Origin of the sequence: Klebsiella sp. GW_Kp181 (assembly GCF_040062315.1) — a bacterium.
In the GTDB taxonomy this organism is placed as follows: Bacteria; Pseudomonadota; Gammaproteobacteria; order Enterobacterales; family Enterobacteriaceae; genus Klebsiella; species Klebsiella oxytoca.
In genome coordinates, this window is sequence record NZ_JBEAFR010000001.1 from 1 (window position 1) to 22,929 (window position 22,929).

The following is a 22,929-nucleotide window of genomic DNA, read 5'->3' on the forward strand; positions in this document are numbered from 1 at the left end:
GCTGTCCGGGCACGGATGAGTCTGGCCCGGACGCGGTGCTCCGCCTGCAGCGTCTGCTGCCTTTCCGTTCTGATCGCCACGAAGCGCATCCCGGGGCGGCTGACAGCCTCGCAGATAGCTTCGGCATCGTTGGCATCATTCTTCTGGCCTTTAAGATAAGGCTTAACCAGCCGGGGCGGGATAATGCGTACGGTATGCCCCATACGGGTCAGCTCCCGGGCCCAGTAGTGGGCAGAGCCACAGGCTTCAATACCGATAAGGCACGGTGAGAGTTGGGTGAAAAAGGCCGCCATGCGGTCACGGCGCAGGGTTTTACGAAGGACAACATGCTCACGGTGATCCACGGCATGTATCTGGAAGACATTTTTTGCCAGGTCGAGACCAATACGTTTAATATTCATGATGGACACCTCCTCCAGTTAACTGTAGGTACACCTCAGTCTGGCACTTTGATGCCGTAAGGGGGAGGCGTCCATCACATCGGGCTACGGGTTCATTGCCGTCTGCGGACCGGGAGCCCCCATGATTCACCGCCGTCTGCGGGCCGGTAACCACCATGATTCACCGACGTCTGCCGTTGGGTCGCCCGGACAGATGCGCAGCATCGCCTCCGGGAAATTCAGCCACTCCGCACTCTGCTCCCGGGGGCGGCGCTCAACGCGCCTTGCCCGGGCTACGGGTTCATTGCCGTCTGCGGACCGGGAGCTCCCATGATTCACCGCCGTCTGCGGGCCGGTAACCACCATGATTCACCGACGTCTGCCGTTGGGTAGCCCGGACAGATGCGCAGCATCGGCTCCGGGACAGCCTGAACAGACAGCCGCCAAATATTAGTCGGTGATTTTAAACGTCAGCGCATAACCGCTGGTTTTACCTTCATCACGCGCGCCGCCCATCTGATAGACCCGCACCGTATATTGACCGCTGACGGCCAGACGCTGCTCAAAGGTATCTCCGCTCATTGAACCGTTATAAATGGCATTATTATCAGGCGCGATAACATTAAAATAAGGATGCGGCCACTGGCTCGTCATGCTGATATGCATCATCTGGCCCGCTTTCGCCACCAGCGTAAAATCATTGACATCGTTCCCGGTCACGGTACTTTTTATTATCGTACCGCTGCTGCCTTTATCAAAATGGACGGCATTACTGTTTATTTTATCACTTGCCATTGATAACACTGACGCTAATAAATAACTTGCACAGATCACGCTGCCAACAATTAGCTTTATTTTTTTCATTTAATTAACACCTTATGTTTTTTATGCGCGCTGTTATAGCATATAAGATGCATGGAGTAAGCTACTTCTAAATAGAGTCCCGTATTTAAGGTTTAAAATCCGGAGCGGTATTTTAAAAAATCGCTATGCCTGTTCATCAGAAAAGGGGGGAAATTTCGTACGTAATACAGCCTCGGAGATCGCTGCGATAGTTTTCCTAATCGGAGTCCTGCTCCCTTATAACCTGCTGTAAGGCAGCGAGTTAACTCTTGATGAAATGCGAGTGCAGGATGAAAGTCGCTTTGCAAGTGCTAAAAAACCCCGGCAGGCCGGGGTTTTGCTTTCACGTCACGCAATCACTTCTGCGGGCGCATTGCCGGGAACAGGATCACGTCGCGGATGGTATGGCTGTTGGTAAACAGCATCACCATGCGGTCGATACCAATGCCCAGGCCAGCGGTCGGCGGCAGGCCATATTCCAGCGCGGTGACGTAGTCTTCGTCATAGAACATCGCTTCGTCATCCCCCGCCGCTTTGGCGTTGACCTGATCCTGGAAACGCTGCGCCTGATCTTCCGCATCGTTAAGCTCGCTAAAGCCGTTGCCGATTTCACGCCCGCCGATAAAGAACTCGAAGCGGTCGGTGATTTCCGGGTTCACGTCGTTACGGCGCGCCAGCGGCGAAACCTCCGCCGGATACTCGGTGATAAAGGTCGGCTGGATCAGATGCGCTTCCGCGACTTCATCGAAAATTTCGGTGACGATACGCCCCAGTCCCCAGCTCTTCTCAACGTGAATACCGATGGATTCCGCCAGCACTTTTGCCGCATCGAAGTTATCCAGATCCGCCATCTCGGTTTCCGGACGGTATTTCTTGATCGCTTCGCGCATGGTCAGTTTTTCAAACGGTTTGCCGAAGTCGAACACCTGGTCGCCGTACGGCACTTCGGTTTTACCCAGCACGGTCTGCGCCAGCGTGCGGAACAGAGACTCGGTCAGTTCGATCAGATCTTTATAGTCCGCATAGGCCATATAGAGTTCCATCATGGTGAACTCTGGGTTATGACGTACGGAAATACCTTCGTTACGGAAGTTACGGTTGATCTCGAATACCCGTTCAAAGCCGCCGACCACCAGCCGTTTCAGATACAGCTCCGGCGCGATGCGCAGATACATATCCAGATCGAGCGCATTATGATGGGTGATAAACGGACGCGCGGAAGCGCCGCCGGGGATCACCTGCATCATCGGGGTTTCCACTTCCATAAAGCCGCGCGCGACCATGAACTGACGCATGGTGGCGAGGATCTGCGAACGCACTTTGAAGGTGTGGCGCGACTCTTCGTTGGAAATCAGATCCAGATAGCGCTGACGATAGCGCGCTTCCTGATCCTGCAGGCCGTGAAACTTGTCCGGCAGCGGGCGCAATGCCTTGGTCAGCAGGCGCAGCTCGGTACAGTGAATGGAGAGTTCGCCGGTCTGGGTTTTAAACAGCTTGCCGCGGGCGGCGATGATGTCGCCGAGATCCCATTTCTTAAACTGTTCGTTGTAGACGCCTTCCGCCAGATCGTCGCGCGCGACGTACAGCTGAATGCGGCCGCCGACGTCCTGTAAAGTAACGAAAGAGGCTTTACCCATTATACGGCGAGTCATCATGCGGCCAGCCACGGAGACCTCGACGTTCAGAGAGGTGAGCTCGTCGTTTTCCTTACCATCGAACTCCGCATGAAGCTGGTCAGAAGTGTGGTCACGGCGAAAATCGTTCGGGAACGCCACGCCCTGCTCGCGCAGCGCGGCCAGTTTTTCACGACGGGTTTTCAGTTCATTATTAAGGTCAATTGCCTCATCGGCACCTTGTGCTTGTTGTTCAGACATGTTGGTTCCTCATAACCCTGCTTGCAAACTTGCTTCGATAATTGAACCAGGTGCTATCCAGCGCGGCCTGTCCCGGTGACGACACCAAAGAACAATCTTCAGGAGCCTGGCTTCAATTCCGGCTGATTTCACTCAGCCATCGCTTCAGTAATACTTTTTTATCTTCGGCTTCCGCGCTCGCCAGAATATCCTCCTCCTGTTCAGTAAAGGGTGCAAGGAGCGGCTTGTCGCCCCGCTGTTGAGGTTGCCGATCCCCGGCTCGCGGCGTAAACGCCTTAGCCGGGCTACCAGGCAGCACAATTTTGTCGCCCCGGTAAGCGCAGCGCGACCAGGGGGAGATTTCCCGCAAAGCCGCACCTGTCGCCAGCCGAAGGCTAGGCGCCGCCTCCGGGAAGCTCACCGGCGGCCGCGCGGCGTTTGCCAACGCTGAACGCGGCGGCGAAGGCGACGACGACAATGATCGCCACGCAGCCCAGCGTCCATTCGCCCATCTGCGCAAAGAAGTGCTGATACGCGGCAATTGCCGTATCGCTGATTTGCGACTCGGTGGTCTGCTGGGCGACGACGCCCGCCAGCCAGTTAGCGACCGCGCCGGTCGCCAGCATATAAATGCCGGTCAGCATGCCGGTAACGCCGGGCATATTGAGGCGGGTAATCTGCGCCATCGCCACCGGGTCAATAAACAGTTCGGCAAAGCCCATCAGCGCCAGTCCGGCCACCATCATGCCCATCGATGCCTGCCCTTGCGCCGCGCCGTGGCGTGCGTTAAGCGCCAGCAGCATAAAGCCGCAGCCCATCAGCACCAGGCCAAAGGCGAACTTCAGCCATACGCGCAGCGCCGAGCGAACGGAACCTTCCGGACGCATCAACCACGCCAGTACGACGCCCGCCGCCATCACCGCCACGGCGTTAACCGACTGGAAGAGCGCGGTCGGCACTTCAATATTCAGCAAGCGGCGGTTCACAAAGTGGTCGATGAACAGGCTAATCGAGCTCCCGCCCTGCTGCGCCAGAACCCAGAACAGGGTACCGGCCAGCATCAGCAGAACGATCTGCCACAGCGCGCGGCGATGTTCCGGGGATTTGACCATAATGCGGGCTACCATCTGGGCGGCGAACACGCAAACTATCGCCAGCAGATAGCCGGACCAGTTATTTTCCAGCAACAGCGTAAAGAACACCGGCGCAACGCAGAGCATCACCACCAGCCAGCCCCAGGTCGGCAGCACAAACTTCACCGTCCGCAGCGCCTGTTTATCGACGCCGCGGGTATCACGGAAGTAGCGGCTACCGCTGAGGAAGATCATCAGGCCGACAAACATGCCGATCCCCGCCAGCGCAAAGCCGATATGCCAACCGTACCACTGCGCCGCCAGCCCGCAGGCGATGGGCGCGGCGATGGAGCCGACGTTACCGGCGGCGTACAGCAGCGAGAAACCGCCATCGCGGCGCCGATCGTCAACGGCATAGAGTTCGCCCAGCAGGCAGCTAATGTTGGATTTGAACAAGCCGTAGCCACAGATAATGATCGCCAGCGCGAGATACAGGCTCCAGGTGGAAGTGGATTCGACGCCCAGCACCACGTGGCCAAGCGTCATTAACAGCGCGCCGGCAATCACCGCCGTGCGGTTGCCGAGCAGGCGGTCGGCAAGCCAGCCGCCGAGAATAGGAGTGACGTACACCAGAGAGGCGTAAGCGCTGAACAGGCTGATGGCATGGCTGTCATCAAAGCCGAGCTGATGGGTGAGATAGAGGATAAGCAAGGCACGCATGCCGTAAAAGCTGAAATATTCCCAGATTTGGATCGCAACGATGTAATAAATCGCGCGCGGCTGTGAGGGTGTTTTCATATGTTCTCCTTGCAGCGTGAAAAAAGGGAAGTGGCAAGCCACTTCCCTGTTGTGCATCGATTATTTGTTGTTTTCTTCTTTCAGCACTTTAACGGTGTAACGACCATCCGCCTGACGATAGGCGCCGTGGATATCGGTTTCGAAGCCCGGGTAGTGGGCGCCGATTTCGCACAGCATCTGCAGGAACTCCAGCACCGGACGGCTCTCTTCGGTGATCATTTCACCCGGCATGACCAGCGGCACTCCCGGAGGATACGGCAGGATCATGTTGGCGTTAACGCGACCCACCATCTCTTCGAGATACACCTCTTCGGTCTGACCGTGCAGCTCTTTCTGGAACGCGGCGTACGGCGTGATCACCATGGTCGGCAGCACTTCGAACGCGCGGAACATCAGGTCCGGCAGGTTGTGATGCTCAATCAATTTGTGAATGTTCTGCGCCAGTTCCTGAACGCGCATGTTTTCGTAGAATTCAGGATCTTCACGATACAGCGACGGCAGCATGTTTTTCACCCGCAGGTTCAGGTCGAACGCGCGTTTGAAATCGGTCAGCGCGCGCAGCAGGCTCAGCGCTTTGGTTTTATCGATACCGATACTGAACAGGAACAACAGGTTGTACGGGCCGGTTTTTTCGACCACGATACCGTGCTCGTCGAGATACTTCGCCACGATGCTGGCCGGAATACCGAACTCATCCATGGTGCCGTCTTTCTTCATCCCCGGGGTCAGCAAGGTGACTTTAATCGGGTCGAGATACATGTGCTCGTTGTCGATGTTTTTGAAACCGTGCCATGCGCTGTCGGAACGCAGCGGCCAGCATTCAGGACCATCGATATGTTCCGGCTGCCAGACGTCGAAGAACCAGCCGTCGGACTCGCCTTTCAGACGTTTGATCTCTTTACGGAACTTGATAGAACGTTCGATAGAGCCGTCGATCAGGCGCTTACCGGCGTTGCCTTTCATCATCGCCGCCGCGGTTTCCGTAGAGGCCACCACGCCGTAGTGCGGAGACGTTGTGGTGTGCATCATGTAGGCTTCGTTAAAGGTTTCTTCGTTAACGTCGCCTTTAACGTGGATCATCGAAGCCTGAGAGAACGCCGCCAGCAATTTGTGCGTGGACTGGGTTTCATAAATCACTTTGCCTTCAACGCGGCCGCCGCTCATCCCGCATTTGCCTTCATAAATCGGCGAGAAGTTGGTGTAAGGCACCCACGCGGAGTCAAAGTGGATGGATTTCACATCCAGGGTTTTCTTGATGTAGTCCGTGTTGTACAGCAGACCATCATAGGTGGAGTTGGTGATCACCGCGTGCACCGGCCAGGTCGCGTTCGGGGTTTCTTTTACGCGCTTCGCGATGGTCGCATGCTGGAATTCGCTCTGCGGAATACCGCCGAGGATACCGTAGGCGTTACGCGTCGGGCGGAAGTAGATTGGCGTAATGTCGCTCATCATCATCAGATGGGTCAGCGATTTATGGCAGTTACGGTCAATCAGTACGGTGCTACCTGCTGGCGCAGAGTACATCCCGACGATTTTGTTAGCGGTAGAGGTCCCGTTCGTCACCATGTAGCTGCGTTCCGCGTTGAAGACGCGAGCGATGTACTCTTCCGCTTCTTTGTGCGGGCCGCTGTGGTCCAGCAGAGAACCAAGTTCAGATACCGAAATGGAGATATCGGATTTCATGGTATTGGAACCAAAGAAATCGTAGAAGATGCTGCCGACCGGGCTTTTCTGGAACGCGGTACCGCCCATATGGCCTGGCGTACAGAAGGTATATTTGCCTTCACGTACGTATTTAAACAGCGCTTTGGTCAGCGGCGGCAGAATGGTGTCGATATACTCGTCAGTATTCTGTTTGATTTTGTTCGCAATGTCTTCCGCGGCGCCCAGCGCATATTCGAAGAAGCGAACCTGCATCCGCAGATCGTTGAGACTGACGTCCAGCGTTGAGTAAGTATTTGCAAAGGCATACAGCGGCATATATTCGTTCATTTTGCTGATGTCTTCGCACAGTTCGAGATTGTATTTATCCCAGTCGAAGATAACGCCGCACAGACGCGCATTGTTTTCGATAAGTTTTAATAAGTCTTCACGGTCGTTCGGGTAGACAATACGGAAGTCCAGGCGTTCGAGGGCGCGATGCAGTTCACGGATGGGTTCTTCTTTGAAGTAGACACCCATGTGATTCATGATTGCGATAACGTTCATAGTCAAATCTCCAGATAAAGAAAGCCCCTCCCGCCACGTCGTGACAGGTGATGGAAGGAGCCTCAGGAATAGGGTTGCTGATTAATGCGCGCTGGCGGTGTTGCTATCTGCTGAGTTGTCGTTGTTCTGGCGCTGGTGCATTTTGCGACCGTAGAACATCAGGATAATCAGGCTGACGATAAAGGTACCGGCCAGTTCGAAGGAGCTTGCCCCCATCAGGGCAATGAAGCAGAACGCGCAGCCGAGTACGGAGCAAATCAGGCTGACGAAGTTGCGTACATTGATGCCTTCGAAGCGAATCAGGTCAACGCAGGAGTAGAAGTAAGGCAGCATAGTCAGCAGTACCGCGATACCGGTCAACTCGCCGAACAGGTCAGAAGCTTTGCCGCCGGTAGAGTTCATCAGGGTAATCAGTACCATCAGCGCGGTCATTTTCACCGCGGCCAGCAGCAGGCCTTTTTTCGGGATCCCGTTGCTGTCGACTTCGCCATACACTTTCGGGAAGTTACCGTCATTGGCGGCACGTACGCCGGCCTGACCCACCAGCATCATCCACGAACCGAGCGAAGTCAGGCACGCAAAGGCGGTGAAGGCGGAAACCATCGGCGCAGCCCAACCGCCGAGAATAGTGGAGGCGCTCACTGCAAACGGCGCACCGGATGCGGCCATCTGAGAAGCAGGATACATACCCGCAATAACCTGAGTCGCAGCGATGTAAACGATACCGGCCATCGCAGTCCCCAGCATGGTAGCCAGCGGCACGGTGCGTTTCGGGTTTTTCACCATTCCGGTACTGACGGCGGCGGATTCCACCCCGACAAAGGCCCACAGGCAGAGCAGAATACTTTTGATTACCGCATGACTGTCAGTAGTGCTGGAGGTGTTCCAGTTTGCCTGATAGGTTGCGGCATCAAACCAGTGCCAGCCGACCACGGCGGTCATAACTACCGGAATAAGTACCAGCACCAGGCCAATTGTTGTCAAGCGGCTAACCCAGGTCCCGCCGAGCATATTCACGAAGGTGAATATCCATACGATGGCAATACAGGCAATACCTGCCGGCACCGGGTTATTTAAAATTGGGAAGAACGTTGATAAATAAGAGACGGCGGTAATACCGATTGCCAGATTACCGATCCAGTTGGCGTGATAATAAAGCACACCGGTCTGGAAACCGAAGGCCGGAGATATTTCACCGGCGTAGGCAATAGGGCCGCCCTGCTGCGGGTTCTTGGTCGCCAGTCGGGCATAAACATAAGCCAGAGACATCGCGCCAATAATAGAAATCACCCAACCCCAGATGGCAATACCACCGATGCTAGCGAGGTTTGCAGGTAATAATGCGATACCGCTCCCCATCATATTACCGGCGACGACGCCGGTACAGGCAAATAGCCCGATCTTCTTGGCAGAACTCATGTTTGCTTTTCTCCTAAGTTTATTTGGGAGGTACAGATCATGATGATGAACCTTTTATTGACCCGACCAACTGCCAACAAGATTACGGATTAGTACGAGATAAGTCCTAAAGATAAAGTGAAATAACTGCAAACATCAGACAAATGATATTTTGACCTTTTTCGCGCAACATATCAGGATGACATGTTGATATCAGGAAAAGATAAATAAAGTTATTTTTCAATAATTTGTGAACTATAAATCGTGTTGAAAAGGTGTTACATACGGGACCGGACTGGTTATAAGATATAACAATCTGGCGGCTCATGAGAAACATAATTTTAACCTCATTACGGCCAAAACCATGGCCGTGATGAGGGTTTACTTATTCTGAAGCGAGGAAATTATCGAGATACGGTACCACTCGGGTTACGGAGGTCTGGAATACCGCGTTTTCAATCCAGTAAAACGTATTCTCTCCCGGCCGTAAATTAAACGCCGTCAGATAGGCATCGGCAGCTTCCCGGTTCTGTCCTTTCATTTCGTACACTTTGCCCAGCAGCACATAGTTCATCCACGACATTTCCAGATCAATCCCGGAATTAATCGCGCTGTAGGCTTCATCGACTTTGCCTTTACCCAGCATGTCTACCGTTTTAATTTGATAAAATATTGCCATATCTTTAATCCCCGGCATATTACCCACCCGGGTTATTTCGCTGTAAAGATCGGCCAGTTGTTTATCATCTAACGGCTGTTGGGAATGGCGTAATACGTCCACCAGCGCCTTTTCCGCCCAGGCGTAGGTAAAGTCCGGCGACTGCTTATTCACATCGGCAAGCAGGCTACTGGCTTTGCCCAGCGAATCGACGTCTCCGTTCATTAATAACTGATGCGCCTGATAGAAATGCGTGAGCGCGATACTTTGCGACGGCTGATACTGCTTAAGCATCTCCTGCATTCGCGCCGGCCATGGCTGCTTAAGCGCGTCCGACAGGCTACTCAGCAGGTCGTTTTGAATCGACAGCTGGTTGTCGCTGGTCACGAAGTAACGCTTGTCCATCATCGTCGATCCGTCGGCATTATCCACCACTTTGACCGACATAAAGCACTGCTGCGCGCGATAGTGCCGCTGGTTGACGAACTCGATGGTCAGGGTTTTTCCGGAACTGCTCGGCTCATTGATGTTGTAGTTGGTTTTATCATGCACCATAAAGGTGGAGAACGTGTTCAGCGAGGTGGTAATCAGGCTCCCCAGGCCGATGGCATAGGAGTGCTGCGATGACCAGTTGTTACAGGTATTGCCGCTGAGCAGGTGGATATCAACATCCCGCGGGTTGAGCAGTATGCGGGTTTTTGTGACCGGCGGGCGCGACTCCAGGGTGGATAATGCCACCAGCGCCACGCAGCTTGCGAGCGCCAGCAAAAACAGGCCCCAGACGATAAAGGTACTCAACCGCTTACGTTTTTCCGGCTTCGCCACCGGCGCCATCTCTGGCGCAGCCGCCTCAGGCTGCGGGGAAACCGATGGCGCGTCCACGGCGACCGTCGGCGTTTCTGCAGGAATAACCGGCGTCAGTTCCTCCCCCTCTTCCGTACACCAAATCACCGGCACCGTTAGCTTATAGCCGCGTTTAGGAACGGTAGCGATATATTCCATGCTGCTATCGTCGCCATCTTTCAGCGACTTACGTAGCTCAGAAACGCTTTGCGTGACGACGTGACTGGTCACAACGTTGCGGGTCCAGACGTTGTCGATAAGCTCATCCCGACTCAGTACTTCATCAGGATGGCGGGCAAAGAAAACCAGAAGATCGATTAAGCGCGGTTCGAGAGTTAGCTGACGCCCCTTGCGGCTAATTTGGTTAACAGAGGGAGTAACCAGCCATTCTCCAACGCGAACAACAGGTTGTTGCATAAAAAAGAGCCCCAGGACGAAAAGGGAAAGGCGGGATGATAACACATTTCCCCTACCTATTAATGATAGGGGTCATGACCATGAACGCAATATATTCTTCTCCGTTTTCGAAGCGTGACAAACTTTCATTTGCTAAAGACTTTTCTTTGATTCACCGCGATGTTCCTTGAGGAGACGAAAGTCTGCCCTTTTTGACCTTATTTTCGCCGAATGTGTGACCTGAGCAAAGCTTAGGCACGACAATCGTCGCCCAACCGTGGGGATATGCTATTTTTAGGTCGCCCGGCACAGATCGGACCGCCGAACAGATGGCCGAAAAACAGCGCCTCACCCGCAGCGTAAAGGAATGTCGACGATGAACTACAAATTAGATAAGCAAATTGTGCACAATGACGTTTTAAGAAATAGCTTCATTGATCTTGCGATTAAAACCTTCGATCTCTCCTTTAAAGAGTGGTACCGCAAAGGATACTGGACCGACGCCTATATTCCCTACGCCCTCGTCAGCAACAATAAAGTGATTGCTAACGCCTCCGCCAATATTATCGATCTGGTCTGGCAGGATGAACCCCGCCGCTATATTCAAATCGGTACCGTGATGACCGATGTCGATCATCGTAATAAGGGTCTCGCCGGTCAGCTCGTGAATGCCATTCTGGCGGACTGGCAGGATAAAGCCGATGCTTTCTTTCTGTTCGCTAACCCAAACACCGTTGATTTTTATCCAAAATTCGGCTTCGAGCGCACCGAGGAGCATCAGGCTATCCTGCCGGTAATGCCGGCGGCGGGCGACTTCCGCAAGCTCGATATGGATCGGCCGGAGGATGTCGCGCTATTACAGCGGTATTATGAAAAATCGAATCCCTTTTCGCAGCTGCGCGTACAGAATAACTTCGGTTTATTGATGTTTTACTGTTCCGCGTTTATGAAGCACTTCGTCTTTTATTCCGAGAAAAATCAGGCTATCGCCATCGCGATGCAAAACGGACCGGCGCTGATCTGTTTTGATATTTTTTGCGACAGCGGCCGTTCTTTGTCGGCCATTATTAATGAGCTCGCCGATGAAAATACCTATCAGGCCGTGCTGGGCTTTACTCCCAAAGAGAACCGGGTTGGTGAGTATGAAAAAATTGAAGGCGAAGATCTTCTGTTTATCTACGGACAAAAAGAAAATATCTTCAAAGCGCATAAGCTGATGTTCCCGCTTTTATCCCACGCCTGACCGAGACCAGGGCCCGCGTTCGGGCCTTATTGCGCCAGTAGCCACTGTTCAAACGCCTGTAGCGCCGATTCATTGATCCCGGGCTCCAGCGGTTTAACCAGACAAAAGCGCTTGCTCAGGCTGCGAGCCAAAGGCCAGGGCGCAACCAGCGTCCCGTTTTCAAGCTCTTTTTCAACGTACACGTGCGGTACCAGCGCAACGCCCTGCCCGGCCAGCGCGGCGGCTATCGCCATCTCATGCAGATCGTAGCGCACGCCCCGCGCCGGATGATCCAGCGCGATCCCACACTCTTCAGCATAGCGCGGCCAGGCGTCGGGGTTTTGCCGTCGGTGAATGCGCGGTAACAGGTTCAACTGGCTCAAGGCTTCGCCTCCCGTGAACAACGCAGAATGGCATACCGGCACCAGCCGCTCCTCAAACAGAAATTGCCGGCGCATTCCGGCCCATGCGGGATGCTCAAAGTGCACCGCCGCATCAAAACCACTGCCGGTAAGAATAAACGGCTCGGTTCTGACCGCGATGTTCAGCATGATGTCCGGGTAGCGGCGATGAAAATCCCCCAGACGGGGAATCAACCAACGGCTGGCAAAGGTCGGGGGGGAGGCGATTTCCAGGCTTCGGCTGCCGTCCGCGACGCCCATCAGATACTGAGCGTCGCGTTCCAGCCGCTCCAGCGTCTCGCGCACATGGTGCGCATAGCGCGCGCCGTTAGGATTCAGCCGCACCCGGCTTCCCGTCCGTTCAAACAGTTTGCAGTTCAGCAGCGATTCCAGGCGGGCGATTTGCCGACTTATCGCCCCTTCGGTAAGCGACAGCTCTTCCGCCGCGCGGGCAAAATTACCGTGCCTGGCGGCGGCCTCAAAGGCCTGCAGAGAGGCGCTGCTGGGGAGTTTTTTTCGCATACGGGTATCCGGTTTACGCGGTGCATTGATGACAAAAGATCATTGAAGGATGAAATAATATCGTTTCAGGCGGCTCAGTGCAGCACGTAGGATGATTAAACGTCAATATCACCCTTCAATCATGCAGAGGCTTGCCCATGCTATATATCGTTGAGTGCAGTTACGCCGATCCGGAAAGCGAAGCCAGCTGGAATACGTTTTACAGCCAGCACAAGCTGCCGGCGCTGGTTTCCGTCGGCGGTTTCCGCGCCTCGCAGCGCTTTCGCGCCCTTTCCTCCCGCAGCCCGCTCTATCTGGCGATTCATACCATTACCGATGCAGCCGTTATCGCCAGCGAAGAGTATTGGCTTAAAGGCGGCGGCAACTTTTCGCGTTGGCAGGCGCATATTTGCGACTGGCGCCGCAACCTGTATCGGTACGACGATGTATTTCCGCAGGTCTCACAGGATGAGGTTCTGTTACTCAGCCCGGCGCCGCTGGACTTCATTGACGCAGAACTGGGGTATCCGCCGACAATACTGCACGCTGCCGGGCTGGATAACAATCCGCCGCAGCGCGTGGCCTACATTCTGCCGCGTCGGGAGGCCAGGCTGCTTGCGGGACAGGAAAAATACCGCCTCTACGAGACCATGGGCGCTCAGCTGCTCAGCTCCCTTGATAATCAACCTGATGCACGTTAAGAGGCCATAATGCGCAATCCCGCTTTTATCTCCCGCCAGATTGGCGACTTTCAGGTGATGGCCCTTAGCGACGGCTGTATGGCCGCCAGCCTGACGCTGCTGTCCGGTATCAATAGCGATGATGCTCTGGAAATCCAGCGCCATGCCGGCATCATTGCGCCGGATGATATCGACATTAATGCCTATCTTATTCGCGGCCAGGGAAGGACGATTCTGGTCGATGCAGGTACAGGAGGCGGCACGCTTGCCGCGAGTTTGCAAGCGGCGGGGGTTGGAGCAGAAGAGATCGATACCGTACTACTGACCCACGGCCACCCGGATCACATTGGCGGCCTGTTGGATGCTCACGGCGCGCCATGCTTTCCCAACGCCCGTCTTCATCTGCATCCTCTGGAAGCGGAGTACTGGCAGGATGACGGTATGTTGAATCGGGCAAATGAGCGGGGACAGCGCAACTTCGCCCTCGCCCGCCGAACCCTGGGCGCGTGGGCCCGCCGCCTCAGCTTTCTCGATGAGAGAGAGGTCGTCCCGGGTATCCGCCCGCTTTGGCTACCCGGACACACGCCGGGCCATTGCGGGTTTCGCATCGACTCAGCTCCGCAAAGCCTGCTGATTTGGGGGGATATTGTCCATTTTCCGCATGTTCAGACCGCCCGGCCCGCCGCTGCCATCGCTTTTGATAGCGACCCCGCGCAGGCCAGAGCGACGCGGGAATCGCTCCTCGCCCGGGCCGCAAGCGAAAACCTGCTCGTCGCCGGTATGCATCTTGGCGGCTCGGGATTTGCACATGTGCTACCGACCTCCAGCGGTTATCGTCTCGATTATGCCGCGCAGTAACAGGAAATCTGGCCAGCGAGGTTTACTTCTGGCCGCATTTCTCTTATCCAACCCACATTTATTTAGCATCTGCTGAAAGATTGAGCTGACTCGCGTTTATTTTCCAAAGCAAATATAAAATAGAATTTCACTATAAATGAATTATTGTTTTGTTTTCCCATGAGATATGACATTAAGGAAAATATATGCGCAATACCTTCCGACCTTCACGCCCTATGCTGGCGCTGACTATCGCCCTGGCCGGACTCGCAGGCGGCTGTAATGACAGCGGCGTAAACCGCGATAACCCGGCGGAAGCGCCCGCCTCCGCGCCGCAGAACGTCATGGTTCCCGTCCTGTCTGCTGATGAAAATAGCCTGGTGCTGGTTTGGGAAAAGCCGGAATCAGAGACGCAGCAGGTGGTGGACTACGCGATTTACCGCCAGGGCGAGCGGCTGGGTCTGGCGCGCGAAAATCAAAACCATTTTTCACCGGCCAAACCCTATATTGATAACTTCTATCAGCGGATTGCCAGCGATGGCTGGCAGCAGCCAATCGATTTGCGTACCTTTACGGTCACTCACCTGCAGCCGGATACGGAATATGCCTTTACGGTGCGCGCGGTCTACGCCGATGGCCAGGAATCTCCGGACAGCGCGGTGGTTAAAGCGCAAACCCGCAAAACGCCGCACGTCATCGAAGCCAGAACCTTTGGTGCAAAGGGTGATGGCACTACGCTGAATACCCAGGCGCTGCAGCAGGCGATCGATAACTGTACGGTCTCGCACTATCCTCAGGGCTGCAAGGTGCTGATTTCCGGCGGCATATTCAAGAGCGGCGCGCTGTTCCTGCACAGCGATATGACCCTGGAGATTGCGGCTGACGCCACCCTGCTGGGTTCAGACGATCCGGCCCAGTATCCGCTGGAAAAAGGCTATTACCTCTATCCCTACAGCGATCATCCGCAGCCCCGTCGCCCGCCATCATTAATTAACGTGCTGGAAGCGGACGATAAGGGCGAGTCTCCGGCCGGGACGTTTCGCAATATTCGCATCGTCGGTCAAGGTACGATTGACGGCAACGGCTGGACCCGGGGCGTCAAAAGCGGCGGCGAGGCCACAATTATCGATGAAATGGGCAATGAACTGCCGCAGTACCGGGCCAGTAATGCCAATAAAGTTGGCGCAGACGGTATTCTGGCAAAGCATCAGACCGAAGCGGCTATTGCGGAAGGCATCGAAAGCAATAGCGCCTATAAAAATCGCCGCTCCAGCCTGATGACTCTGCGCGGCGTGCACAACCTCTATCTTGCCGGGCTGACAATCCGCAACCCCGCGTTCCACGGGGTAATGGCGCTGGAGTCAAAAAATATCACGCTCAATGGCCTGGTTCACCAGACCTTTGACGGCAATAACGCCGACGGCGTGGAGTTCGGCAATAGCCAGAATGCGCTGGTTTTCAACAACTTCTTTGATACCGGGGATGATTGCGTCAATTTCGCCGCCGGGTTTGGTAAAGGCGCGGAAACTTTTCATCAACAGCCGCAAAGCGGGGCGTGGATCTTTAATAACTATTTCCGTAAAGGCCACGGCGCCGTGGTGACCGGTAGCCATACCGGAGCATGGATCGAAAAAGTTCGCGCCGAGGATAACGTCATGTATATGACCGATGTCGGCCTGCGCATGAAAAGCCGCCCTTACTACGGCGGTGGCGTAAGGGATGTGCTGTTCCGCCATAATGCGATGAAAGATATCGCCAAAGAGCCGTTCGTTTTTACTATCAAATACAGCGCCGACGTGAATGATACGACCCCTGCCGACGAGCCCGCTCAGTTCCGCGACGTTCAGGTGCAGGACGTCACCGTCGATGGTACTTCGGCTAAGTACAGCATCCTGATTGACGGCATGACGGTAGCCGAAATGGCAGAATCATTTGGGCTGACCTATTCTCGCGATGCCTATCACCAGAATCTGCGTTTTTCCAACGTCAGTTTCCGTAACACCAAAGCGACCAGTATCTCCTTCCTGCGCGACAGCCAGTTTGATGAGGTAACGTTCGCTAATACACCGCAGGCCTGGGCGTTTTTCGCCGTCAATGACGTGACGCTCGCTGATAGCCTGCATCAGCAGAGCATCACCCGGGGAGAAAAGGACAAACTTATCCTTGAGGGGGCAATAAAGTAATGGCGTTGCCGGCGGCGTCAGTCGCCGGGTTTTATCAGCGCTTCTGCCTAGACAGAGATCTGTCGCTCAGTGATCCAAAGTAAAGACGCAGGTCATAACCGGCGTATTCAGCGTTCCCCGGACGATATAATTTCATTACATCCCAAATGTGCTCGCCAGCTTAGTGTTCAAGGGCAAGCGCGCAGACATGCTCAACATGAGACAGATCGTGGTATAAGTCAGGTAAGGTCATTTTCTGGCGAATAACCATTTTCAAATTAACCTCAATCTTTCCCTTTTTAAGGTCTCTAATCGTAATATTTTCGATAATATTTTTTTGCTGATGGATACGGCTTATCAGCTTTTCAAGGGCCCCTCGTTCATCAAGAACCACCCGTACTTTCACTTTTCCGGGGAACTGATTTTTAGTTTGCAGGAATATAATGAACGGGCTTAATTTTATCGCCAATAAGAACAAACCCGTGGCGAAAAAAGCATGAAAATAAAAACCGGCGCCGCAGGTAATTCCAACCCCGGCTGATGCCCAGACAATGGCCGCCGTCGTCAGGCCTGAAATAGCATCGTCGTGTCGATGCAGAATCACTCCCGCCCCCAGAAAACCGACGCCGCTGATAATCTGGGCCGCCAGGCGCATCGGATCGCTACGAATGTTCATCGAAATTTCAGCATAGTATTCCGCCGACTGTATTGAAACGATGGTTAATACACAGCTGGCGACAGACAAAATGACGCAGGTTTTGAATCCGACAGGTTTCCCTTTCGATTCTCTTTCCAGGCCAATGATGCCTCCCAGAATAAACGCAATGCTGATTTTGACGATGGTCAATAACGGAAACCATCCGTGATCGACGATCGTGGCGGCCAGATTATTCATATCATTACCTTAATGAAAGATCCGTTATCAATCAGGAGTTCGCTTTCTTCAATGCGAGATCCGTTTTGCGTTTTGACAGATCGTCGCGGAAGAAAATCAGGAAGAAGACGCTCACTACCGCGGCGACACCGGCTGAAACTAACCAGAATGTTTCCCATTGCGGTAACGCTTCCGGCCCTTGCTCTGTCACGGTACTGTTAAAAATCTGCCCGCAAACGGTAGAAGCAAACAGCAGCCCGACGCCGTTGGAGACGATAAACCTCAAGCTTTGCGCCTGCGCTTTGATCTCTGGCGCGGCTTTGCGGTCAACATAAATATCGCCGACGGTAAAGAAAAAGTCCCAGCAGAATCCCTGTAACATCAGGCCAATCAGCACAAACATCATGTTGGCATCCAGCGAGGCATGAGCAAACAACAGCGTGCGGATGATCCAGCAAACGGCCCCCAGCATCAGCGTGATTTTAAAGCCGGCTTTTAGTAAGAAGAACGACAGCAGGAACATGAAAATCACTTCGCAGGCAATCCCGATCTGCATCATTGATGCGGCATTATCGAACCCCAGCGCTTTCAAAAAGACAGGAATATAGGCGGAATATGCGGTTTTGGGGATCATTAAGACAAAGATACTCAGCATCAGCACGCTGAAGCTACGATCTTTGAAGAGTGCCAGAGCATCGAGACATAACAGATCGCGCAGCGCAAAAGCGTTTCCTTTTGCTTTTGGCGGCGTATTCGGCAATGTGAAGCAATATAAGCCCAGGACGACGCCGGAAGCTGCCGCAATATACCAGGTAACGGTGTTGCCGGAATAGCCCATTTCACCAATGATAAAGCCGATTGCCATAAAGCCGAAGGTGCCAAAAACGCGGATGAATGGGAAATATTTAACCCCATTGATATGGCTGAAACTGATACTGTTAGCCAGCGCCGTTGTCGGATAAAACAGCAGACCGACCAGGAAAATCATGGTCAGCGTCATGCCGGTATTTTGCGCTTCAATAAATTGCGGAACAAACAGCAGCACGCCAGCATTGACTAAGTGCAGGATCGCCATGACCTTTTGTGATGCAAAGAAGCGATCGGCCACCATACCAATAAATAACGGTGAAATAATTGTCGCTAATCCGAGCAAGGCATAGGATGAGCCGATTATGGTCGCCATTCCATAGGTACTTAATACCAGCCCCATGGTCATATTCCAGGCGCCCTGCATAAAGTACTGTATGAACATCATAATTAACAGGCGTGGTGTTTTATTAAGGTCCATATTGCATATCCTTTATTGGTTAATGCTCAGGTTAAGCCCGTCCCAGGCGACAAGAATGTTCTCTTTATCGCATGCTGCTACTAGCTCATCGTGCAGGAGACCGCCGCTGTGTGAAATATGCGAGACGATAAGTTGACTTGTTTTCTTCAGGCAGCCCAGTTCCGCCAGTCTGTCTCTGGCAGCGAACACCGTTTCCAGACTCATATGGTTATTGGTACGATTTTCTCCATTAAAGCCGTAAGTACACTCCAGAACGGCCAGATCGATTTTTTTCCCTTCCAGCCACTGCCAGGTGAGCTCAGGAAACCAGCCAGAGTCATGACCGTAAAATATTGACTGGCCCTCTTTTTCGATAAACCAGGTATAACAAAGCTCCCATTTAGCATGGTTAGCCAGCAGCGGAGTTATCCGATAACCACGGGTTTCTACGGTGACGAAGGGCACCAGGCAATGAAAGGCAAAGCGCTCTGCGCTAAAGCCCGGCAAAACCTCTGCCGCACCGTTAATCGCACGATCGTTACCAAAGATATTCAGCGGATGGGTAATCTCAAATCCGTAACCCTCCATTCGGCTGAAAAGATCGCCGACGTTGAAATGATCGGGATGAGTATGGGTAAACAGAAGCGACCTGATTTCAGTTGCGTCCATGCCGTCGCGCAGCAGCTGCTGGCTAAATTCCGGCGCGACGTCAATCAACAGTTGATCATCAATAATCGCGGAAGAGTGTGTACGAATGTCTTTTCCCTTACGTATACGGGCTTGCTGACAATGCTCGCAGCGGCAAAACGGGTTAGGTATCCCTTCAGACGCTGCCGTTCCCAGAAAATGGATCTTCATGATTTCCTCTTATCACTAACAGGTTGCTGTTTTTATCATCAGAAATGTAATCAAACGTAATTGGAACGTGTCAATTATGGTTCTGCCGTTTAACAGGAACAACGATCTTTTTTCCCAGAAGTGATCCCCTTCAAAAACTTATTGTATTTATCTTAAATTTCAACAAATTGTAATTTTTACTACATGGTTACTCGTCTCAAGCCGGAAAAGATTAATATTTTTAATGTCTATAAATCACACATAATTATTTTGTAACGTTCAAATAACACCGGCAACGATAGTTTTCAGCGGTATGCCGTGCTAGCATCAACGCATGAGGGTAAGGATTAAAATATGCCAACAATCAAAGACATAGCAAAGCTAGCCGGTGTGTCACACGGCACTGTCTCGAACGTACTTAATGGCAGAGGAAATGTCAGCGTTGAGAAGATTGAAGCGGTTCAACGAGCGGCTAAGGAAGTGGGCTATCAGTTAAATGCGCAGGCGCAATCGTTAAGAGCCAGTAAAAGCCAGGGGGTGGCGCTGTTGCTGCCAGACATAAATGCGGAGCAGTATTACCAGCTTTACCGGGGCTTACATCAGGTATGTCAGCCATCATTAAGCGAACCGCTGGATCTTTACCTGACCAACGATCTGCCCAACCTGGAACTGGATATTCTGCAAACGCTGGCGGCAAAATCTTACCAGACCATTGTTACCGTCAGCTGCCTGAGCAATAGCCAACCTTATTATGAAATGCTCAAGCTGCCCGCGGAACAGATCCTTTTTGCGTACCGACAACCTGCCGGAGCTGACAACTATTTCAGCCTCGATTACGTCACTGCGGGTGAACACCTTGCGAGAAGAGCGCTCGCACAGCGGCCGGGCCATATCGGTATCTTTTGCGAACCGCTTGAATATGCTCATAGCGCATGTTTTATTCAGGCGATACAGGAGACCTGCCGGACAGTCAGTCCGCAGACTAAGCTCACCGTTTTATCCTCGCAGGCGGGCGAGTCTAACACCGTAGCGTTTGATTTTTTCCGCGGCGTTGCCCCCGATATTTTCATCACTCAGGATAGTGATAAAACGCGAGCCGTGACGCAGGCAGCCTGGTTTGGTAGCGCGCAGTCCTGTCCGCCGATACTGCAGTTAAGTGATAATCTTCCGGCAGCCTTCGACGGCGTCACAAACTACCAGATGGACTATGGTCGCCTGGGTACCGCCATCGCTTCCCATATTCGCCAGCCTAAAAAACAGGTAACGCATCGAATTCTGACAAATAGCGGATTTTCATTAGATGGCCAATCCGTCCAGCCGCCTGAGACCGAGGCGACGCTGAATATGTTAATTTTGCCCAGCCCCTCAACCGATGCGCTGAAAAAACTGTTACCTCACTTTTATCGTCAGACCGGTATCAAGGTAAATCTTGCGGTTTATCCTTATGATGAAGTGTTTGAAATTCTTTCCCATCTTCATCTGCATCCCTATTACGATCTCCTGCGCATCGATATGGCCTGTTTTCCCTGGTTTGCAGAAAAAGCGTTATTGCCGCTGGAGTCGATTGCCCCTGCGCTGCCGCAGCTGCTGACTCATTTTTCTGACCAGATTCGACAGCACTTCAGCATGGTGAATGGCACCGCGTGGGCCATCCCCTTTGATGCCAGTATGCAGCTCCTGTTTTACCGACGCGATCTCTTTGAAGATGCGACGATAAAACGGATGTTCTACGAAACGACGGGAAAAGAGTTAACGCTACCCGAAAACTTTGCGCAATTTGATGAGTTAGCGGCTTTCTTCAGTCGCCAGCATCAGCCGGATAACAGACTGCGCCCGATGGGCACGGCGGTGACCTTAGGCAGCTCAGGGCTTATCGCCACGGAATATCTGCTGCGTTACTACGCGCTCGGCGGACGTCTGGTTCGCGAAGGCGAACCGGTTCAACTGGAGACTTCGCTTGCCGCTACGGCGCTTGAACAGTACCTGCAACAGCTCTCCGTCGCCGTGAATCTCTCAGGAGAATGGTGGAGTGACGCCGTTAAGCAGTTTGAGCGCGGCAACCTCGCCATGTTGATCATGTATCTCAATTTGTTCAATGACGTCGCGCATAGCCCTATCGCCCCCACTATCGGCTATGCTTCAGTCCCGGGACAGCTTCCACAGTTGGGAGGGGGATCCATTGGGATGTCCCGCTACAGCAAAAAGAAAAAACAGGTTGAGCAGTTCTTCAACTGGCTTTATTCCGATGAAATTGCGCGTCATCTGGTTCTGCTCGGAGGAAACTGCGCCTGGTCAGGGGTTTGTCACGATCAGAACGTCCTGAACCTCTATCCATGGTTTAATTTATTGAATGAAAAGGGCATGATCGGGATAAGAGAGTCGCAGGGTACGCAGGGTAAGCCCTTCAACCTGCGCCAGGCAGAAATTATTATCGGCCAGGGCGTGACGAACGCGATAAATGGGATTATGGATGTCTCTCAGGCCGTGGAATACATTAACAGGCGAATAAAAAATGAGACCGGCGCCTGAGGCCAGGAAAGCGAGCGTGCCTCTGCCCTTTTTCCAGAGAGTCTGCGTGTTGCTGGACTCTCTGAAACCAGATTCCAGCGCAAACTACCGTTGCGTTTCCAGCGGAGATAAATCTCTATATTTGTTGAGATTGACGCCAGCGTTTAATCATCTCTTGAGTGACTTCTTTCTTATAACATACTGGCGCATAGCCTCCTGCTTTACTCCAGGCACTGCGCCTGCCGCAGGCGCTGCCGTTTCTCGCCCGATTAAACGGACAAGCGCAAACACCGGGGTAAGAAGCGATAGAAGCCTCAATAATTTGCTGCTTAACTTGATCATCAGTTAATTGCGGTGTTTTAGCAGCAGCAGCGCCGACGATAAAAGTGCACAGCAACGCTAACACGGCGGTAACGGGTCGTTTAACGGCCATAATGATTGCTCTTGTGAGAGAGGACATCTCAAATTACGCGGCAGCAAGAAACAGCATATTGATCTTTCTCAATAGTGCCGAATATCTCTGAAAGTATTTTTGGTAACATCACAAGAAATCGTTATGCAGTCGATCTGCCTGCAGCTTGCACGCAGATCCTGTACTAAAAAGTGCCTCAGCTCGAATCTTATTCCGCGCCTATTCATGGCCTTTAGCTTGAATATATTCGCCAATCGTCATTTTCGAATCGCGAATCCGATCGGAAATTTTACGGAAGCTATCTTTCCATTCTGCAGGTAATTTTTTTATCTGAGCTATCTTACAAGCTACACTATAAGGAGTGCGCCCAAGCTTTTCAGCCAGCCAGAAGAGATGCTCTCCTATCTCCTCCTCCGGAATAGGCTCTAATACTTCCCGTAGCATGGACTCATCATTGTCATTCCAGGGTATGCCAGCGTTTGGAAACCGTGGATCGATAACCTTTTCTTTCTTTTCTTTCTTTTCTCCACTCTTTTTTATCGACGAAGATTTTTGTGAAGACACTATAGCAACACGTGCTTTCATCGCCCCGATGGCGGCAACAGCCCGGACCAAATCAAGGCGTTCCGTGCGTGTTAACAAATTTTCATCGCAAATTAAATCATTCAGCAAATCAATTATTTCATTGAGATTATCTTCAGTTATCTTCATATTCTGTCCTTAGCGGCATGTTCCATGATTGAATGCTATAGCATCCTCATAGTTTCATATATTTCAT

General features: G+C 52.8%; 18 protein-coding genes. 5 read left to right on the forward strand and 13 right to left on the reverse strand.

All coding sequences use genetic code 11. The annotated features are described in order from the left end of the window. The 7 genes from ABLV11_RS00005 to cadC all read right to left on the reverse strand — a co-directional run. A partial coding sequence (locus ABLV11_RS00005) for an IS110 family transposase (protein ID WP_016809997.1) occupies nt 1–401 on the reverse strand: 401 nt, incomplete at its 3' end. Between the two features lie 429 nt (nt 402–830). After that, nucleotides 831–1,244, reverse strand: coding sequence for a hypothetical protein (locus tag ABLV11_RS00010; protein WP_004099850.1), 414 nt, complete (start codon nt 1,242–1,244; stop codon nt 831–833). A gap of 335 nt (nt 1,245–1,579) precedes the next feature. Continuing rightward, complete coding sequence (lysS, locus tag ABLV11_RS00015) at nt 1,580–3,097, reverse strand: lysine--tRNA ligase (protein WP_126488679.1); 1,518 nt, start codon at nt 3,095–3,097, stop codon at nt 1,580–1,582. Nucleotides 3,098–3,471: 374 nt separating this feature from the next. Further along, nucleotides 3,472–4,947, reverse strand: a complete 1,476-nt coding sequence (gene dtpD / locus ABLV11_RS00020) for a dipeptide permease DtpD (RefSeq protein ID WP_004099848.1) — start codon at nt 4,945–4,947, stop codon at nt 3,472–3,474. Between the two features lie 60 nt (nt 4,948–5,007). Then, nucleotides 5,008–7,155, reverse strand: a complete 2,148-nt coding sequence (gene cadA, locus ABLV11_RS00025; protein ID WP_004099846.1) for a lysine decarboxylase CadA — start codon at nt 7,153–7,155, stop codon at nt 5,008–5,010. Between the two features lie 81 nt (nt 7,156–7,236). Then, nucleotides 7,237–8,574: a cadaverine/lysine antiporter gene (cadB, locus tag ABLV11_RS00030; RefSeq protein ID WP_004099844.1), complete on the reverse strand. Its 1,338-nt coding sequence runs from the start codon at nt 8,572–8,574 to the stop codon at nt 7,237–7,239. Between the two features lie 364 nt (nt 8,575–8,938). Further along, entirely contained in the window at nt 8,939–10,471 is a 1,533-nt protein-coding gene (gene cadC / locus ABLV11_RS00035; RefSeq protein ID WP_016808755.1) for a lysine decarboxylation/transport transcriptional activator CadC, read from the reverse strand. 355 nt (nt 10,472–10,826) lie between these two features. On the opposite strand from cadC, the gene ABLV11_RS00040 reads away from it, so the two are divergent. After that, nucleotides 10,827–11,693: a GNAT family N-acetyltransferase gene (locus ABLV11_RS00040; RefSeq protein WP_004099841.1), complete on the forward strand. Its 867-nt coding sequence runs from the start codon at nt 10,827–10,829 to the stop codon at nt 11,691–11,693. 26 nt (nt 11,694–11,719) lie between these two features. Here the strand turns inward: ABLV11_RS00040 and ABLV11_RS00045 are convergent, their stop codons facing one another. Further along, a complete protein-coding gene (locus tag ABLV11_RS00045; protein WP_004099840.1) occupies nt 11,720–12,595 on the reverse strand; it encodes a LysR substrate-binding domain-containing protein in 876 nt (291 codons plus the stop codon). A gap of 137 nt (nt 12,596–12,732) precedes the next feature. On the opposite strand from ABLV11_RS00045, the gene ABLV11_RS00050 reads away from it, so the two are divergent. From ABLV11_RS00050 to ABLV11_RS00060, 3 genes are all read left to right on the forward strand, one after another. After that, the gene (locus ABLV11_RS00050) at nt 12,733–13,275 is read left to right on the forward strand and encodes a hypothetical protein (RefSeq protein WP_064344963.1); all 543 of its coding nucleotides are present in this window, start codon (nt 12,733–12,735) and stop codon (nt 13,273–13,275) included. 9 nt (nt 13,276–13,284) lie between these two features. Then, nucleotides 13,285–14,112, forward strand: a complete 828-nt coding sequence (locus ABLV11_RS00055; RefSeq protein ID WP_126488675.1) for an MBL fold metallo-hydrolase — start codon at nt 13,285–13,287, stop codon at nt 14,110–14,112. A gap of 185 nt (nt 14,113–14,297) precedes the next feature. After that, nucleotides 14,298–16,274, forward strand: coding sequence for a glycoside hydrolase family 28 protein (locus ABLV11_RS00060; protein ID WP_126488673.1), 1,977 nt, complete (start codon nt 14,298–14,300; stop codon nt 16,272–16,274). 160 nt (nt 16,275–16,434) lie between these two features. Here ABLV11_RS00060 and ABLV11_RS00065 read toward each other — a convergent pair whose 3' ends face one another. The 3 genes from ABLV11_RS00065 to ABLV11_RS00075 are packed head-to-tail and all read right to left on the reverse strand — an operon-like array spanning nt 16,435 to nt 19,252. Beyond that, nucleotides 16,435–17,148, reverse strand: coding sequence for an MgtC/SapB family protein (locus ABLV11_RS00065; protein WP_004099822.1), 714 nt, complete (start codon nt 17,146–17,148; stop codon nt 16,435–16,437). A 31-nt stretch (nt 17,149–17,179) separates the two neighbouring features. Beyond that, a complete protein-coding gene (locus tag ABLV11_RS00070) occupies nt 17,180–18,415 on the reverse strand; it encodes an MFS transporter (protein WP_049127595.1) in 1,236 nt (411 codons plus the stop codon). Nucleotides 18,416–18,427: 12 nt separating this feature from the next. After that, on the reverse strand, nt 18,428–19,252 hold the full coding sequence (locus ABLV11_RS00075; RefSeq protein WP_126488671.1) for an MBL fold metallo-hydrolase: 825 nt from the start codon (nt 19,250–19,252) through the stop codon (nt 18,428–18,430). 333 nt (nt 19,253–19,585) lie between these two features. Here ABLV11_RS00075 and ABLV11_RS00080 point away from each other — a divergent pair, with 333 nt between their 5' ends. After that, nucleotides 19,586–21,760, forward strand: coding sequence for an extracellular solute-binding protein (locus ABLV11_RS00080; RefSeq protein WP_126488669.1), 2,175 nt, complete (start codon nt 19,586–19,588; stop codon nt 21,758–21,760). A gap of 115 nt (nt 21,761–21,875) precedes the next feature. On the opposite strand, the gene ABLV11_RS00085 is transcribed toward ABLV11_RS00080, so the two are convergent. Together ABLV11_RS00085 and ABLV11_RS00090 are read right to left on the reverse strand one after the other, a co-directional pair. Further along, nucleotides 21,876–22,172: a hypothetical protein gene (locus tag ABLV11_RS00085; RefSeq protein WP_072031392.1), complete on the reverse strand. Its 297-nt coding sequence runs from the start codon at nt 22,170–22,172 to the stop codon at nt 21,876–21,878. 198 nt (nt 22,173–22,370) lie between these two features. Beyond that, nucleotides 22,371–22,862 carry a DNA-binding protein gene (locus tag ABLV11_RS00090; RefSeq protein WP_126488667.1) on the reverse strand — a complete coding sequence of 164 codons (492 nt, stop codon included), beginning with the start codon at nt 22,860–22,862 and terminating at the stop codon, nt 22,371–22,373. Between the last annotated feature and the right edge of the window lie 67 nt (nt 22,863–22,929).